Genomic DNA, 16,630 nt, shown 5'->3' with positions numbered 1-16,630 from the left:
GATGGCGGCGCGTAGCACTACCGGCGCAATCTTCGGCCTCGTTCTCGGTCTTGCGCTGCTGGTCGCGGGCGGACAGGCATTGTGGACCTGGCTTGACCGTCCCATTGAGCGGGTCACCATCAAGGGTGACTTCGATCATGTCAGTGCTGCCTACCTTCAGCGTCATATCGCGCCGTTGATTCGTGGCCAGAGCTGGCTCTCCGTCCCATTGGGCGAGGTTCGGCGTCGCGCGTTGGCGATCGATTGGCTGAGTGAGGTCAGCATCTCGCGTCGCTGGCCGGATACACTCGAATTCGAGCTGTTTGAGCAGCAGCCGGTGGCCTACTGGAATGATGGCGAATTGCTCAATGTGCGCGGCGATGCCTTCCAGGCGGGCCCGGTCACGCAGCTGGGCAATCTGCCCAATCTGGCAGGGCCCAAGGGCAGTGGGTCCGAGGTGCTGGCCGAGCTTGACGCGCTGCAGAGCCAGTTGGGCGGGCTGGGGCTCAATGTCTCCCAGTTGCGATTGGAGCCACGCGGCGCCTGGCGCTTTCAGGTCAATGATTCGGTGTGGGTGATGCTGGGTCGCAATGATCGAGAGGCGCGTCTGGCGCGTTTCATGGCGGCCTGGCAGCGGCGCCTGGGCGATGAGGCGTCGCAGATCCGCTACATTGATCTGCGTTACCCCAACGGAGTGGCAGTGGCGTGGCATGGGGAGACGATGGCACCCGAAGAAGGCAAGGGCAGTTGAGGCAAATGGCGACACTCACTACATGCTTCATTTGCGTGTGAGTATTAGCAAAATGGCGATATCGCCAGTTTCATTTGTCGTCAATCCCGCCTATTCTAGCGGGGATTTGCGCCCCTCGGTATTTTAGGCTGGTATGCCCCAAGTGGCTGCTCCTATACTGGGAAGTCAAATCCCTCTGTACGGGTTAAACGGAACGTAAACCCGTTTTGGGTGGTGCGGCAGACATGTTGTCTGTCAAAGCGCGCAATTATTTTCATGATGAACCAGAATCAAGGAGCTGGCCCGACCTATGGCAGGACATTCCAAATCACAGGATATGGTGGTCGGGCTGGACATCGGAACCTCCAAGGTAGTCGCGATCGTGGGTCAGCCGACCGATGATGGCGGTATCGAAATTGCGGGAATTGGCTCCCACCCTTCACGTGGCATGAAGAAGGGTGTGGTGATCAACATCGAATCGACCGTACAGTCGATTCAGCGCGCAGTGGAGGAGGCTGAGTTGATGGCCGGCTGCGATATCCACTCGGTATATGTGGGCATCGCCGGCAGTCATATCAGTTCGATGAATTCCGATGGTGTCGTGGCGATCAAGGATCGCGAAGTGACGCCGTCTGATATCGAACGCGTGATCGACTCGGCGCGCGCTCGAGCGATTTCTGAAGGTCAGCGTATTCTTCACGTGCTGCCGCAGGAATATGCCATTGACCGTCAGGAAGGTATTCGCGAGCCGTTGGGCATGTCCGGGGTGCGTCTTGAGGCGCGCGTTCACCTGGTCACTGCCGCACTGAATGCCGTGCAGAATATCGAGAAGTGCGTGCGTCGCTGCGGGCTCGAAGTCGACGACATCATTCTCGAGCAGCTCGCCTCGAGTCATGCGGTTCTGACCGAGGATGAGCGTGAATTGGGTGTGTGCATGGTGGATATCGGCGGTGGTACCACGGATATCGCCGTCTTCACCGAAGGTGCCATTCGTCATACGGCTGTGATCCCCATCGCGGGTGATCAGGTCACGAATGACATCGCCATGGCGCTGCGCACACCGACGCAATATGCAGAAGAAATCAAGGTCAAGTATGCCTGTGCTCTGACCCAGCTGGCCTCCAGCGACGAGACGATCAAGGTGCCGAGTGTCGGTGACCGACCGGCACGTGATCTGTCCCGTCAAGCGTTGGCCGAAGTGGTCGAGCCCAGGTATGAGGAACTGTTCACCCTGGTCCGCGATGAATTGCGTCGCAGTGGCTATGAAGATCTCGTGGCTGCGGGCGTGGTTCTGACGGGTGGAACGTCACGCATGGAAGGTGTCGTTGAGCTGGCGGAGGAGATCTTCCACATGCCGGTTCGCATCGCTTGCCCGCAAAATGTGCGTGGACTGGCGGATGTGGTCCGCAATCCGATTTATTCCACGGGTGTGGGTTTGCTACATTATGGGATGAAACAGGAGCGGCACACGCCATCGTCGACGACCGTCGCGGTGCGCAGAGAGGAATCTGCCGCGCGACGCGTTCACGGCCAAGAGCACGACACCTCCACGCTGGAGCGGATCAAGGGCTGGTTCAAGGGAAATTTCTGACAGGGATTACAGAAAGACTGTGATCCAGGAGACAGGGCATATGTTCGAACTGGTAGATAACGCACCCTCCAGCAGCGCGGTCATCAAGGTGATCGGTGTTGGCGGCGGCGGTGGTAACGCCGTCAATCACATGGTCGAGAGCAACATCGAAGGCGTCGAGTTCATCTGCGCCAACACCGATGCTCAGGCGCTCAAGCGCGTGGCCGCCAAGACTGTCCTGCAGCTGGGCAGTGAAATCACCAAGGGGCTTGGCGCTGGCGCCAACCCGGAAGTGGGCCGCCAGGCGGCGATGGAAGACCGTGAGCGTATCGTCGAGCTGCTGCAAGGCGCCGACATGGTCTTCATCACCGCTGGCATGGGGGGTGGTACCGGTACCGGCGGTGCTCCTGTCGTGGCGCAGGTCGCCAAGGAACTGGGCATCCTGACCGTGGCCGTCGTCACGCGTCCGTTCCCGTTCGAAGGGCCGCGTCGTCAGAAGGCGGCAGAGCAGGGCATGAAGGAGCTCTCCGAGCACGTCGACTCCCTGATCACCATCCCCAACGAGAAGCTGCTGTCTGTGCTGGGCAAGAGCGCCAGCCTGCTGAGCGCCTTCAGCGCCGCCAACGACGTGTTGCTGGGTGCCGTGCAGGGGATCGCGGAGCTGATCACCAGCCCGGGCATCATCAACGTCGATTTCGCCGACGTACGCACTGTCATGTCCGAGATGGGCATGGCGATGATGGGGACCGGTGACGCCATCGGCGAGAACCGTGCTCGTGAGGCCGCCGAGAAGGCCATTCGCAGCCCGCTGCTCGAAGACATCGATCTGCACGGCGCGCGCGGTATCCTGGTCAACATCACGGCAGGCCCGGACCTCTCCATCGGTGAATTCAACGATGTGGGTGCCACCGTGCAGGAGTTCGCTTCTCCGGATGCCACCATCGTGGTCGGGACGTCCATCGACATGGACATGACCGACGAGCTGCGTGTCACTGTCGTGGCGGCGGGTCTCGACGGTCGCGTCGAGAAGCCGGCGGCGCGTGAAACGGCACCGGCCAAGCGTACCGTCGAGAAGCCGGCGGACTACCGCAGCCTGCAGACGCCGACGGTCACCCGTCAGGCCAAGGAAGAGCAGGAAGCGGCAGCCAAGAAGTCTGAGCCGCGCAAATCGCGTGATATGGATGACTATCTCGATATCCCGGCCTTCCTGCGTCGCCAGGCTGACTGATGCGCACTGACTGACACGTCATTGACGCTCATGCGCCTGTCGGCATGAGATCGAGATGACACGGCTCATCGTGAGTCTGACTTCACCCATCCGGGGCTTCCCGGGTGGGTGAAGTCGTTTCCGGGGCAGACAAAAGGGGCTTTCGCCGCCGGCGCGGGGCGCTGCCTGTGCGTCGCGGGTGCATCCGCCAGTGCCGTGGGCGCGTAAGGAGGAAGGTCTTCAAGCTGTCTTGCACATTGATTATCGTTTTATGGCAGTGCGAGTGAGAACTGTTTGGTGATTGCGTGTTCATACTCAGCACGAGGCCAGCAGGCGCGCGGGTCAGCCTCAATGGTGCTCGAAAGGCAATGTTGAATTTCCCTAACAGCGGCAGGTGACAATTTGTTGAATTCCTGCATTGCTGTTATCATGAACACTGTTTCCAAATTCAGGCTGACTGGCTATCTCCCTATGATTCGACAAAAAACACTCCAGAATACGATCCGCGCCACAGGCGTTGGTCTGCACTCAGGTGACAAGGTTTACCTGACGCTGCGTCCCGCTCCGGTCAACACCGGCATCGTCTTCATCCGTACCGATCTCGAGCCGCAGGCTCATATCCGTGCCGATGCGATGAGCGTCCGTGACACCACCATGTGCACCGCCGTCTCCAACGGTGAAGCCAAGGTGACGACCGTCGAGCACCTGATGTCCGCCTTTGCAGGCCTGGGCATCGACAACTGCTTCGTCGAGCTGTCCGCGCCAGAAGTGCCGATCATGGACGGCAGCGCCGGTCCGTTCGTCTTCCTGATCCAGTCCGCTGGTATCCAGGAGCAGTCGTCGCTCAAGAAGTTCATCCGCATCAAGCGCGAGATCGAAGTGCGTGATGGTGACAAGGTCGCGACCTTCCTGCCGCACAACGGCTTCAAGGTGTCCTTCGCCATCGACTTCGATCACCCGGTGTTCGAGCAGCAGAAGCAGACCACCACGGTCGACTTCTCTACCACCTCCTTCGTCAAGGAAGTGTCTCGTGCGCGTACCTTCGGCTTCATGCGTGATCTCGAGTTCCTGCGCTCCCAGAACCTCGCGCTGGGCGGAAGCCTCGACAACGCCATCGTCGTCGATGACTATCGCATCCTCAACGATGAAGGTCTGCGTTACGACGATGAGTTCGTCAAGCACAAGGTGCTGGACGCCATCGGTGACCTCTACCAGCTGGGCCACAGCATCATCGGTGAGTTCCGTGGCTACAAGTCCGGTCATGGCCTCAACAACATGCTGTGCCGCGCGCTGCTGGAAAATGCCGACAGCTACGAGATCGTCACCTTCGAGAACTCCGATGCGATGCCGATTTCCTACGCCTCTCCGGCGCTTGCCGTCTGAGTCGAGGTCAATGACATCTGCGAAAACTGCAAGACGAGGTATTTCAGAAGAAAAGCACTCAGAGAGACAGTACGAGCAGAACACTGTGACCTAGCCCGTCCAGCCTGACAGCACTGCTCCGGCCTTAGCCAGCCGGAGATGGAAACGACAACAGCCGCGCCGCCCTTCTGGGCGGCGCGGCTGTTTGCATGCAAGACAAGAAATGCTTGAGTTGGCTCAGGGCGTTTCGGTGTCGTCGCTCGAATCCGATGCGTGGGCCGCCAGTCGCTCCAGGGCGAGGCGCAGTCGCTCGTCCCGGGTATGGGAGGCGCAATCCAGTAGATGTTCCGCGGCAGCCTCTGGCAGGTGGCGTGGTTGGCGTGCGGGCACGAAGGCCGGACGAATCGGGCGGACCTTGAAGGCCAGGCGGGCGAGGGTGGCGAGTTCTGGCAGCTCGCGCAGCACACTGATCAGGCGACGCTGCTCATAGCGCAGCCAGGTCAGCCAAGAGGCGCGACTGGTGATCAACGTCAAGGTGTCATCGTGATAGCCGCCGACGAAGACCTGTTCCTGCATGTCCTTGGGCAGTGCAGCACGCAGGTGCAGCTGGGCCTGCTCGAGCATGCGCGCCTGGCGCATGACGCTGCCAAGTTGCCCCTTGCCGTTCAACAGGCGCGCCGCGGGCTGGGCGCGGAAACGCTTAGCCTTTATACTCATGGGCTTGCATGCCGGTTCAGTGATTTCCGGCAATCTATCATGAGCGGGAGTCCGGCAACAGCATGAGCCCTGTCGATGCCACAGCACGCCCTCGTGCGTTACCGGATTCCGGTAGCGGCGCTTCGCGTCGCTGGTCGGTACGCACGGCGCCGCGCTGGCTGCTGGCAGGCCTGCTGCTCAGCTGTCTGTTCCCCGCTGGACTGAGCGCGGCGCAGGTCGAGCGCGTCAATCTGACGCTGGCCAGCATCCAGTTGCTGGCACCCGCGGTGATTCGTGCCGAGAGTCGCCGTCAGGGGCTACGCTGCCTGCGCAAGCGGGTGCGTCGTGCGCCCCAGGCCAGTCCCAACCTCCCGCGCCAGCGCTCCTTCGTTTCCTGCACACGCGTCCTGCTGCGTGGTCTCGTCAATGCCATCGCGCCGCGTGCGCCGCCCATTCTGTCCTGACACCCCGTTCATCGTTCGCGCCGCGGATGATGAGGTTCGTTTTCTCTTTCGAGCGTAATGCCTGATGGGCCCCGGGCCACATCGAGCTGCCTGTCATCGCGTTTGGCGGCAGCGCTTGAGTGTCATGATATGTGAAGGCGTGACCCGGCCCCGGGTCACGTACAAGGACAGAATATGCTGGGTAAATTCCTGACCAAGGTAGTAGGTTCCAAGAATGATCGCGAAGTGAAGCGCCTGCGCAAGCGGGTCAACGCGATCAATGCGCTCGAGAGCGAGCTTGAACCGCTCTCCGATGAGGCGCTGACAGCCAAGACCGCGGAATTCCGCGAGCGTCTCGCGCAAGGGGAACACCTCGACAAGCTGCTGCCGGAAGCCTTCGCGACCGTGCGTGAGGCCAGCAAGCGCATCATGGGCATGCGTCACTTCGATACCCAGATGGTCGGTGGCATGGCGCTGCACGAAGGTCGCATCGCAGAGATGAAGACCGGTGAGGGCAAGACGCTGGTGGGGACGCTTGCGGTCTACCTGAATGCGCTGACCGGCGAAGGCGTCCACGTGGTGACGGTCAACGACTATCTGGCCACCCGTGATGCCAACTGGATGCGTCCGCTGTATGAATTCCTCGGTCTGAGTGTCGGTGTCATCTACTCCGGCCAGCCCAATGAAGACAAGCGCGCCGCCTATCAGGCCGATATCACCTACGGCACCAACAACGAATACGGTTTCGATTACCTGCGCGACAACATGGCCTTCTCGCTGGAAGACAAGGTCCAGCGCAAGCTGCACTTCGCCATCATCGATGAGGTCGACTCCATCCTGATCGATGAGGCGCGCACGCCGCTGATCATCTCCGGTCCGGTGGAAGAGAATACCGACCTCTACAAGATCATCGATCGCATGGCGCGCGAGCTCGAGCAGTGCAGCGATGAGGAAGATCCGGAAAGCGGCGACTTCACCCTCGATGAGAAGCAGAAGCAGGTCGAGCTGACCGAGTTCGGCCATCAGAAGGTCGAGGCGCTGCTGCGTGCCCAGGAGCTGCTCGGGGAGGAGGATTCCCTGTATGCGGCCCAGAACCTGAGCCTGCTGCACCACGTGCACTCTGCGCTGCGTGCCCAGAACCTGTTCGTGCGTGACGTGGATTACATCGTCAACAACGGCGAAGTGGTCATCGTCGATGAGCACACCGGGCGTACCATGGTCGGTCGCCGCTGGTCTGAAGGCCTGCACCAGGCGGTCGAGGCCAAGGAAGGCGTTGTCATCCAGAAGGAAAGCCAGACGCTGGCATCCACGACCTTCCAGAATTACTTCCGTCTCTACGACAAGCTGTCCGGCATGACCGGTACGGCCGATACCGAGGCCTTCGAATTCCGTCAGATCTACAACCTCGACGTGATGGTCATCCCGACCAACAAGCCCATCGCGCGCAAGGACATGAATGATCTGGTCTATCTGACCGCGGAAGAGAAGTTCAACGCCATCATCGAGGATGCCCGCGAGAAGGTCGCGGAAGGTCGCCCGGTGCTGGTGGGTACCGCCTCGGTCGAGACCTCCGAGCTGCTGTCGCAGATGATGCACAAGGCGGGCGTCAAGCATCACGTCCTCAATGCCAAGCAGCACGTCAGCGAGGCCGCCATCATCGCCCAGGCGGGTCGTCCGGGCGCCGTGACCATCGCGACCAACATGGCCGGTCGTGGTACCGACATCATGCTGGGCGGCAACTGGGAAGCCGAGCTTGCCGAGCTGGAAGCGCCGACCGAAGAGCAGATCAACGAGATCAAGCATGGCTGGCAGGAGCGTCACGAAGCCGTGCTGGCCGCGGGCGGTCTGCACGTGATCGGCTCCGAGCGTCACGAATCTCGCCGTATCGACAACCAGCTGCGCGGTCGTGCCGGTCGCCAGGGTGACCCGGGCTCCACGCGCTTCTTCCTGTCGCTGGAAGACAGTCTGATGCGCCTGTTCGGCTCTGACCGTGTTCAGCGGCTGATGGGCGCGCTGGGGCTCGAGAAGGGCGAAGCCATCGAGCACAAGATGGTCTCCAATGCCGTCGAGCGCGCGCAGAAGAAGGTCGAGGGTCGCAACTTCGACGTGCGCAAGCAGCTGCTCGAGTACGATGATGTCGCCAACGATCAGCGCAGCGTGATCTACGAGCAGCGCAACGACATCCTCGAAGCCGACGAGATCGCCGAGAACATCGCCGGCATCCGTCGCGAAGTGCTCGATGACGCCATCTCCCTGCGTGTGCCGCCGCAGAGCCTGCCGGAACAGTGGGACCTGCTGAGCCTCGAGAACGACCTCAAGACCGACTTCAACCTCGACCTGCCGCTGGTGCAGTGGGCGGAAGAGGACGAGCACTTCCATGAGGAAACGCTGCGAGAACGTCTGCAGGCCGCCCATGAAGCGCTTTATGCCGACAAGGTCGAGGCCGTTGGCCCTGAGCTGATGCGCCGCTTCGAGAAGCAGGTCATGCTTCAGGTGCTGGACACGCGCTGGAAGGAGCACCTGCAGGCGATGGACAACCTGCGTCGCGGTATCCACCTGCGCGGCTATGCCCAGAAGAACCCGAAGCAGGAATACAAGCGCGAAGCGTTCGAGCAGTTCCAGACGCTGCTGGTCAACATCAAGTCTGACGTGGTGCGCATTCTCAGCCACGTGCAGGTGCGTCGCCAGGAAGAGGTCGACACGCTGGAAGAAGAGCGTCGTGCCAACCTCGAGCGTGAGCAGGCCAGCGCCGAAACGCGCCGTGTCGATGACGATGCGGTCAGTGAAGACGGTGTCCAGGCGGCCGAAGAGGTCGTTGAGGCACAGTACGGCGCGCAGCCTCAGGCCCAGGGCGATGGCGAGCCGATCCGCCGCGATGTGCCCAAGGTCGGTCGCAACGACCCGTGCCCGTGCGGTTCCGGCAAGAAATACAAGCAGTGCCACGGCAAGCTGAGCTGACACTGCGCCAAACAGCCTCCCTGCGCGTCACGTCGATTCGGCTCGCAGGGGGCAGTTGTCACAGAACACCATGATTGGAGACGTGAACGATGGCGGTAGGGCCTTCCACTTTTCCCGCTGACATGCCGGCGATTGCCGGCTTTCAGATCGGGGTTGCTGAAGCCGGTATCAAGAAGCCGGGTCGTCGTGATCTGGTGATCATGGCCCTCGAGGCAGGGTCGCGTCTTGCAGGCACTTTTACCCGCAACGCCTTCTGTGCGGCACCGGTCCATGTCGCACGTGAGCACCTCACGGCGGGCGTCGACGGGCCGCGTTATCTGGTGATCAACACCGGCAATGCCAATGCGGGAACCGGCGAGCAGGGCATGACCGATGCTCGCGCGACCTGCCAGGCCTTGGCGGAGATCGCCGGCTGCGATGCCCGGGCAGTGCTGCCGTTCTCGACCGGCGTGATCGGTGAACCGCTGCCGATGGATCGCCTGACGGCGGCACTGCCGACAGCCTTTGCCAACCTGGGCGAGGGCGACTGGTCTGCCGCGGCGCATGGCATCATGACCACCGATACGCGCCCCAAGGGCAGCTGGCGGACGCTTGCGCTGAGCAATGGCGAGAGCGTGACGCTGGCGGGTGTCTCCAAGGGCTCCGGCATGATCTGCCCGAACATGGCGACCATGCTGGGCTTCGTGGCCACCGATGCTGATCTCGCCATCGATCAGGCGGCTCTCGATGCCATGCTGCGCCGGGTGGTGGTCAAGAGCTTCAACAGCATCACCGTCGATTCCGATACCTCCACCAATGACGCCTGCATGCTGGCTGTCACGGGGCAGGCCGGGCGTGTCGAGGGTGAAGACCTGATCGCGTTCGAGGCCGCCCTGGCGGAGGTCATGCTCGAGCTGGCTCAAGCCATCATTCGTGATGGTGAAGGGGCGACCAAGTTCGTCACCATCGAGGTCAGCGAGGCGCGTTCACAGGAAGAGGCGCGTGCCGTCGGCTTTACCGTCGCGCACTCGCCGCTGGTCAAGACAGCCCTCTATGCCAGCGACGCCAACTGGGGTCGCATTCTGGCGGCCGTTGGACGTGCGCCGCTGGAAGAGCTGGACGTCACGGGTGTCGCGATCACGCTCAATGGCGTCACCATCGTCGAACAGGGCGGCCGTGCCGACAGCTACACCGAAGCCGCCGGCAGTGCCGCCATGGCCGAGGAAGAGCTGGTGATCGGCATCCGCCTGGGACGTGGACAGCAGGAAGCTCGCATCTGGACATCGGATCTGTCCCACGATTACGTCTCGATCAACGCTGATTATCGTAGCTGACGCCCCAGGGCGGAGGCTCACGCTGAAACGGTAATGCAATATCTCCCGCAGGCTTCGCCTCTCGAGGCGGAGTCGGATGTACAACGCGAGTCAAAGGTACAGGCATCATGCCGAAGCGAAGGGTTCACGTGGCGGCTGCCGCCATCTTAAACGAACAGGGCCAGGTCCTGATTGCACGTCGTCCCTCGACGGTGGATCAGGGCGGCTTGTGGGAGTTTCCGGGTGGCAAGCTGGCGCCTTACGAAACCGGTCTGGAAGCGCTCAAGCGTGAGCTGTGCGAAGAGCTGGGCATCGAGATCATTCGTGCTCAGCCGCTGATCCGTATTCATCACGAATACCCGGACAAGCACATCCTGCTGGATGTGTGGGAAACGCGTCAGTTCACTGGCGAACCCTTTGGTCGTGAAGGGCAGGCAGTGCGCTGGGTCGAGATCGAGGACCTCTACAAATACGCCTTCCCGGCGGCGAATCTGCCGATTCTGCGGGCGGTCTCGCTGCCGCGCGAGTATCTGATCACGCCGGAAGAGGCCGATGAGGACGTCTTCGAGACGCGTCTGACGCGTGCGCTGGATGAGGACGGCGTGCGTCTGGTCCAGCTGCGCGCCAAGGAGCTGGATGAGGCGGCCTATATCGCGCGTGCCGAGAAGGCGCTGGCGATCTGTCATGCGCGTGGTGCTCGTCTGCTGCTCAACGCTGAACCGTCCATGCTCGGCAAGGTCGATGCGGATGGTATCCACCTGACCAGCGTGCGTCTGGCGGAGCTGGCGGAAAAGGGCGAGCGTCCGATTGCCGCCAACAAGTGGCTGTCTGCCTCCACCCATGATCAGCAGCAGCTGGACCAGGCCGGCCGTGTGGCGTGTGACTTCGTGTCACTGTCGCCGCTGCGTGTGACGCCGTCGCATCCGGAGCGTCCGCCGCTTGGCTGGCATGACTTCCAGGGGCTGGTCGAGCAGGCATGCATGCCGGTCTATGCGCTGGGCGGCATGTCCCGCTATGACAGCGATCATGCACGCGCCGTCGGTGCCCAGGGTATCGCATCGATTCGTGATTTCTGGAAGTGATGATCGCGCGTTGATGGCAGTTGCCTGAACGACAAAAGACCCTCGAGGCTAGCCTCGAGGGTCTTTTTTATGCCCAGCGTCTTGAGTGTCTAGCTCTGCATCAGTCTGAACCAGCAGGGCTCTCTCGAGCGCTACTGCTGATGCATGTCGCGCTCCATGCGCGCCACCATCTCGTCGATGCTGGTCTCATCCATGGCGGGCTCACCGGCGATGCTGTGGGATTCGTCAGCCCAGGCGCCAAGATCGAGCAGTTGGCAGCGCTTGCTGCAGAAGGGGCGAAACTCGCTGGCGGCACTCCATACCACGTCGGTACGGCATTGCGGGCAAGCGACGGTCAATGGTGTCTTGCCATTGTGGGGAGCGGTGGCATCAGACATGAGGGGTGTCCTGAAACGGTGTGTGGGGGGCGCTCAGTGATCGATAGTAGGCATCCATGGCCACTACCTGTTCACGAAGATGCGCCTGGCTTCCGTCATTGTCGATGACATCGTCGGCCTTGGCCAGTCGTGTCTCGCGTGGCAGCTGAGCCGCGAGGATGGCGCGTACCTGCGCTTCGCTGACACCATCGCGACTCAGCGTGCGCGCCAGCTGGATATCCTGGCTGACATCCACCACCAGGGTGCGTGAGACGAGGCTGTCCTGGCCGGACTCGAACAACAGCGGAGAGACCAGCAGGCGATAGGGGCTGGTCATGGCCGCCAGATGCTGCACGATCCGCTCCCGGATACGCGGATGGGTGCAGCGCTCCAGCCATTGGCGCTCCTCGGGGGCAGCAAAGATCCGCTCGCGCAGCGCGGCGCGATCAAGCTCGCCCTGCGCCGTGACGATCGACTCTCCGAAGTGGGCGATGATCTCGGCCAGTGCGGTCTCGCCGGGGCGCACGATTTCGCGCGAGACATCATCGGCATCCACCCATTGGATGCCAAGCTCGCCGAATAGCCGCGCGACGCTCGATTTACCGCTGCCGATGCCGCCGGTGACACCGATGATGGGGCCTTGGGTTGGAGAGGACGTCGTCATGCGCCGATCACGCTCAGGTAGAGGCTCATCAAGGGCGTGCCAAACAGCAGGGCGATCCAGCCGGCAACCGCCAGGTAAGGGCCGAAGGGCATCGGGGCGCCGCGCAGACGCGGTACCAGCAGTTGCAGCAGGATGCCCAGAACGGCCCCGAGACCAGCGGACAGAATCAGCAGCAGCGGCAACCACTGCCAGCCGAGCCAGGCACCCAGCGCGGCGAGCAGCTTGAAGTCACCGTAGCCCATGCCTTCCTTGCCGGTGATCAGCTTGAATAGCCAGTAGAAGCTCCACAGCACCAGATAACCCGCCATCGCGCCGATGACAGCACTGGGCAGCATCAGAGGCTGGAACAGCAGCTGATAGGCGAGGCCTGCCCACAGCAGTGGCAGGGTGATGGCATCTGGCAGCAGCTGGGTGCGGAAGTCGATGACTGACAGCACCAGCAGAGTCAGGCAGGCACCGAAGATCCACAGGCTCTGTGCCTCCAGGCCATAGATCAACGCGATGGAAGCGCCGAGCGCGCCACCGGCAAGTTCCACCAGCGGGTACTGCGCGCTGATGCGCGTATTGCAGCTGGCGCAGCGACCACGCCGTTTCAGCCAGCCGAGGATGGGGAGGTTGTCGTGCCACTTGATCGGTGTGTCACAGCCCGGGCAGCGTGATGCGGGTACCAGCAGATTGAAGCGCGGTGTGTCTTCGGCTTCCAGCTCCAATGCCTCGCGGGCCTCGGCGCGCCATTGGCGCATCATCATCACGGGCAGGCGAGTGATGACGACATTCAGAAAGCTACCGACCAGCAAACCGAATATACCGGCCAGGCAGGCCTGCAGTGTGGGGGAGAGTTGGGCGAATGAGTCCACGAGTCTTCCTTGTCAGTAAATGAAATGGCCGCGCCCCAAAAGTAGCGCGGCCATGTCTCCAAAAATTAACGTCGTTTAATGGTTATATAACATTACCCATTTCAAAGATGGGTAGATACATAGAGACGACCAAGCCGCCGACAAGAGTACCCAATACCACGATGATAAAGGGTTCCAGCAATGAGGTCAGGGCATCTACCTTGTTGTCGACGTCTTCTTCGTAGAAATCCGCCACCTTGTTGAGCATGGCATCCAGTGAACCGGATTCCTCGCCAATCGCCACCATCTGTACCGCCAGTGTCGGGAACAATTGCGTATTGCGCATAGCAAAGTTCAGCTGCTGTCCGGTAGAAACATCTTCCTTGATCTGGGCGATAGCGCGCTCATAGACCTTGCTTCCAGTGGCACCCGCTGCTGTATCAAGTGATTCAATCAGCGGCACACCGGCCTGAAACGTGGTTGCCAATGTGCGCGAATAGCGAGCAACGGACGATTTATCCAGGATGTCACCGAGCACGGGCACCTTGAGCATGAAGCGATGCATGGCATACGCAAATTTATCTGAGCGCTTCATTGCTTGTGCAATCAATATACCAGTTAAGATCACTGCCCCTAAAGCTACATACCAGTAACTTTGAGCATATTCAGACATGGTAATAGTCAATTGAGTAAAGGCAGGTAACTCGGCTCCGAAGCCATTGAAAAGAGTCTCAAACTGCGGGACTACTTTTATCAATAGTATGGCTGTAACGCCAAAACCAACACATATTACTGCAGCTGGATAATAAAGTGCTTTTTTTACTCGGGCCTTGAGAGAGTCAATCTTTTCTTTATAGGTGGCAACACGGTCAAGCATCTTGTCCAATGCACCCGCTTGTTCACCCGCTGCTACCAAGTTTGTGAATAGACTATCAAAATGCTGTGGGTGCTTGCGCAAGGCTTCAGAAAAACTTGCCCCTGCACCGACTTCGCTCATCATGTCTTCGACAAGATGGCGCATACCCGGGCTTTTCATGCTTTCGGCAACGATGCCGAATGCCTGGAGTACCGGTACGCCGGCGCGAATCATGGTTGCCATCTGGCGGGCGAACATGGTGACATCCTTGCTGCCAACTCTTTTACTACCACCAAACAGTGTTGATTTCTTGCGCAAGCGCTTGACCACTATCCCCTGGCTGGTCAGCGTGTTCTTGACCTGATCGACGTTGGCCGACATCAACTCGCCCTTGACGTTTTCGCCACGCGAGTTCTTGCCCGACCATTGCCAAGTCTCAATGCCCGGCTTTTTCTTGTCTTGCTTGGCAGTTCTGGGAGTTGCCATGTCAGTTATCGTTCCCTGATAAATGGGGAGCAGGCATTGTAGGTCGAGCCATGATCAATACCTGGGTCATCTTGTCTTCAATGTGCCTGATGACTGAGCAAAAGTCAGCTATCTGGCGTATTGATCACTGTCGCCAGCATGTACAACCATTACATGCTCCGCCTGCAACAGTGACTCAGTCCTTGGTGATGCGATTGACTTCTTCCAGCGAGGTCATGCCCGACATCACCTTGCGCAAGCCGCTACGCCTCAGGTCTGAAAGCCCTTCCTTGCGTGCCTGGTCTGCCAGCTCGATGGCGGTGCCCTCACGCATGATCAAGCGGCTCATCTCATCCGAGATCGGCATGACTTCATAGATGCCGACTCGCCCCTTGTAACCTAGCGTGCACTGGCTGCAACCGACGGGGCGGAATATGGTTGCGGCCTCGAGTTCTGCTGCGCTGAAGCCATTGTCTTCACTGAAGCCCATCGAGGCCATCGCTTCGGGCGGAATTTCCGCGGGCTGACGGCAGTGGGTGCACAGGCGGCGAGCAAGGCGCTGAGCGATGATCAACGAGACGGAGCTCGCGATGTTGAAGGGAGCGATACCCATGTTACTCAGGCGTGTCAGTGTCTCGGGGGCAGAATTGGTGTGCAAGGTAGAAAGCACCAGGTGACCGGTCTGTGCTGCCTTGACGGCGATCTCGGCGGTTTCCTTGTCACGAATCTCCCCGACCATCACCACATCGGGATCCTGGCGCAGGAAGGCGCGCAAGGCCGAAGCGAAGTCCAGGCCGATCTTGGGCAGCACGTTGACCTGGTTGACGCCTTCCACCTTGAGCTCGACCGGGTCCTCTGCCGTCGAGATATTGCGCTCCGGTGTATTGAGGATATTCAAGCCGGTGTAGAGCGTTACCGTCTTGCCGCTACCGGTCGGGCCAGTGACCAGAATCATGCCCTGTGGCTGATCCAGCGTCTTCTCGAACATGGCGCGCTGTTCAGGTTCGAAGCCCAGCGCCTCGATGCCCATCTTGGCCGAACTGGGGTCGAGGATACGCAGCACCAGCTTCTCGCCATACACGGTGGGCAGTGTATTGACGCGGAAGTCGATGGAGCGGGACTTGGAAAGGCGCAGCTTGATCGCGCCATCCTGCGGCAAGCGACGCTCGGAAATATCCATGCGCGACATGACTTTCAGGCGCGCCGAGATCCGGTTGCGCATATTGAAAGGCGGCCGGGTGTTTTCGATCAACATGCCATCGATACGAAAACGAATGCGATAGGTGGATTCGTAGGGCTCGAAGTGGATATCCGAGGCGCCACGCTTGATGGCATCCATCAGTACCTTGTGAACGAAGCGCACCACTGGCGCATCGTCACTGCTGGCCGTAATGGCCAGATCGTTATTGTTATCCTCCTCACCCTCGAACTCCAAGCCATCGAGGGCTTCACCTTCGCCGCCAAGCATATCCATGGCGCTTTCTTCGCCGGCTTCAAGGTACTGCTCCAGTGCCGGCGTCAGCTGGTCGGCGGCGACCAGGACACTTTCTATCGACAAGCCAGTGGCAAATTGTAGTTCATCAAGGTGCGTGAGCGTCGATGGGGAGGGTACGCCGACGGTCAGGCGATGCTCACGGCGATAGAGTGGCAATACCCCTAGCTTGCGCAGGACCTTCTCGGGTAGTTCATCAATGGCGGGCAGTGAGTCGATACGAAGGGCATCGAGATCCACATACGGCAGGCCATATTCCCAGGCGGCCGCCAATGTCGCGTCACGTGCCGTCACCAGGCCATGCGCGATAACATGCAGCAACAGGCTTTCCCCTGCTTCATTGGCTTCCTGTTCAGCCAGCTGTGCTGCCTGTGGTTCGAGCAGGCCAGAGTCGACCAGTCGTGCAGCAAATCCTTTTAGCGTGTGTTCTGACTGGGGCATGACACTCTTCCTGTTGCAGTTGCCAATGGGCCTACTCTGACTGCTTCAAACGTGAAGCAAGCACTGATGCGCTGCGCGCGAGCTCTGGTGCGGCAAGTCATCGTATTACAAACATCGTCTTGCAGAAGAGTGTAGCTGGATTGCCCAGCGCTAGGAATGGCGCATTCGTGACATGAGAAGGGGATAGAGTTAGTGGAAGGA

Annotated in this window: 14 protein-coding genes; 8 read left to right on the top strand and 6 right to left on the bottom strand. The window is 60.4% G+C overall.

The genetic code is table 11. The annotated features are described in order from the left end of the window. Position 1: 1 nt before the first annotated feature. The 4 genes from MSG32_RS10600 (at position 2) to lpxC (ending at position 4,869) form a co-directional block, all read left to right on the top strand. Positions 2–730: a cell division protein FtsQ/DivIB gene (locus MSG32_RS10600; RefSeq protein ID WP_248379486.1), complete on the top strand. Its 729-nt coding sequence runs from the start codon at positions 2–4 to the stop codon at positions 728–730. A 289-nt stretch (positions 731–1,019) separates the two neighbouring features. After that, on the top strand, positions 1,020–2,300 hold the full coding sequence (gene ftsA / locus MSG32_RS10595) for a cell division protein FtsA (protein ID WP_043332496.1): 1,281 nt from the start codon (positions 1,020–1,022) through the stop codon (positions 2,298–2,300). 40 nt (positions 2,301–2,340) lie between these two features. Further along, positions 2,341–3,507: a cell division protein FtsZ gene (gene ftsZ, locus MSG32_RS10590; protein WP_043332494.1), complete on the top strand. Its 1,167-nt coding sequence runs from the start codon at positions 2,341–2,343 to the stop codon at positions 3,505–3,507. A gap of 450 nt (positions 3,508–3,957) precedes the next feature. Beyond that, positions 3,958–4,869 (top strand): UDP-3-O-acyl-N-acetylglucosamine deacetylase, encoded by a 912-nt coding sequence (gene lpxC, locus MSG32_RS10585; RefSeq protein WP_054555085.1) that lies wholly within the window; start codon positions 3,958–3,960, stop codon positions 4,867–4,869. A gap of 216 nt (positions 4,870–5,085) precedes the next feature. Here lpxC and MSG32_RS10580 read toward each other — a convergent pair whose 3' ends face one another. Beyond that, on the bottom strand, positions 5,086–5,565 hold the full coding sequence (locus tag MSG32_RS10580) for a DciA family protein (protein WP_054555084.1): 480 nt from the start codon (positions 5,563–5,565) through the stop codon (positions 5,086–5,088). Between the two features lie 62 nt (positions 5,566–5,627). Here MSG32_RS10580 and MSG32_RS10575 point away from each other — a divergent pair, with 62 nt between their 5' ends. The 4 genes from MSG32_RS10575 (at position 5,628) to MSG32_RS10560 (ending at position 11,319) form a co-directional block, all read left to right on the top strand. Continuing rightward, positions 5,628–6,008, top strand: a complete 381-nt coding sequence (locus tag MSG32_RS10575) for a hypothetical protein (RefSeq protein WP_043332488.1) — start codon at positions 5,628–5,630, stop codon at positions 6,006–6,008. A gap of 174 nt (positions 6,009–6,182) precedes the next feature. After that, positions 6,183–8,945 (top strand): preprotein translocase subunit SecA, encoded by a 2,763-nt coding sequence (gene secA, locus MSG32_RS10570; RefSeq protein WP_248379484.1) that lies wholly within the window; start codon positions 6,183–6,185, stop codon positions 8,943–8,945. Between the two features lie 89 nt (positions 8,946–9,034). Continuing rightward, positions 9,035–10,258, top strand: a complete 1,224-nt coding sequence (argJ, locus tag MSG32_RS10565; RefSeq protein ID WP_248379474.1) for a bifunctional glutamate N-acetyltransferase/amino-acid acetyltransferase ArgJ — start codon at positions 9,035–9,037, stop codon at positions 10,256–10,258. Positions 10,259–10,365: 107 nt separating this feature from the next. Continuing rightward, the gene (locus tag MSG32_RS10560; RefSeq protein ID WP_043332483.1) at positions 10,366–11,319 is read left to right on the top strand and encodes a Nudix family hydrolase; all 954 of its coding nucleotides are present in this window, start codon (positions 10,366–10,368) and stop codon (positions 11,317–11,319) included. A 131-nt stretch (positions 11,320–11,450) separates the two neighbouring features. Here the strand turns inward: MSG32_RS10560 and yacG are convergent, their stop codons facing one another. The 5 genes from yacG to pilB all read right to left on the bottom strand — a co-directional run bounded on the left by yacG (position 11,451) and on the right by pilB (position 16,429). After that, complete coding sequence (gene yacG / locus MSG32_RS10555; protein WP_153635187.1) at positions 11,451–11,696, bottom strand: DNA gyrase inhibitor YacG; 246 nt, start codon at positions 11,694–11,696, stop codon at positions 11,451–11,453. Next, positions 11,689–12,339, bottom strand: a complete 651-nt coding sequence (gene coaE, locus MSG32_RS10550; RefSeq protein WP_248379472.1) for a dephospho-CoA kinase — start codon at positions 12,337–12,339, stop codon at positions 11,689–11,691. Before coaE ends, yacG begins: the two co-directional genes overlap by 8 nt. Continuing rightward, positions 12,336–13,196 carry an A24 family peptidase gene (locus MSG32_RS10545; protein WP_248379470.1) on the bottom strand — a complete coding sequence of 287 codons (861 nt, stop codon included), beginning with the start codon at positions 13,194–13,196 and terminating at the stop codon, positions 12,336–12,338. Before MSG32_RS10545 ends, coaE begins: the two co-directional genes overlap by 4 nt. 82 nt (positions 13,197–13,278) lie before the next feature. After that, on the bottom strand, positions 13,279–14,517 hold the full coding sequence (locus MSG32_RS10540; RefSeq protein ID WP_248379469.1) for a type II secretion system F family protein: 1,239 nt from the start codon (positions 14,515–14,517) through the stop codon (positions 13,279–13,281). A 175-nt stretch (positions 14,518–14,692) separates the two neighbouring features. Beyond that, on the bottom strand, positions 14,693–16,429 hold the full coding sequence (gene pilB, locus MSG32_RS10535; protein WP_248379468.1) for a type IV-A pilus assembly ATPase PilB: 1,737 nt from the start codon (positions 16,427–16,429) through the stop codon (positions 14,693–14,695). Positions 16,430–16,630: the final 201 nt, after the last annotated feature.

The organism is Cobetia sp. 1CM21F (assembly GCF_023161745.1).
GTDB lineage: Bacteria > Pseudomonadota > Gammaproteobacteria > Pseudomonadales > Halomonadaceae > Cobetia > Cobetia amphilecti.
This window is presented reverse-complemented; position numbering and strand designations above follow the sequence as displayed.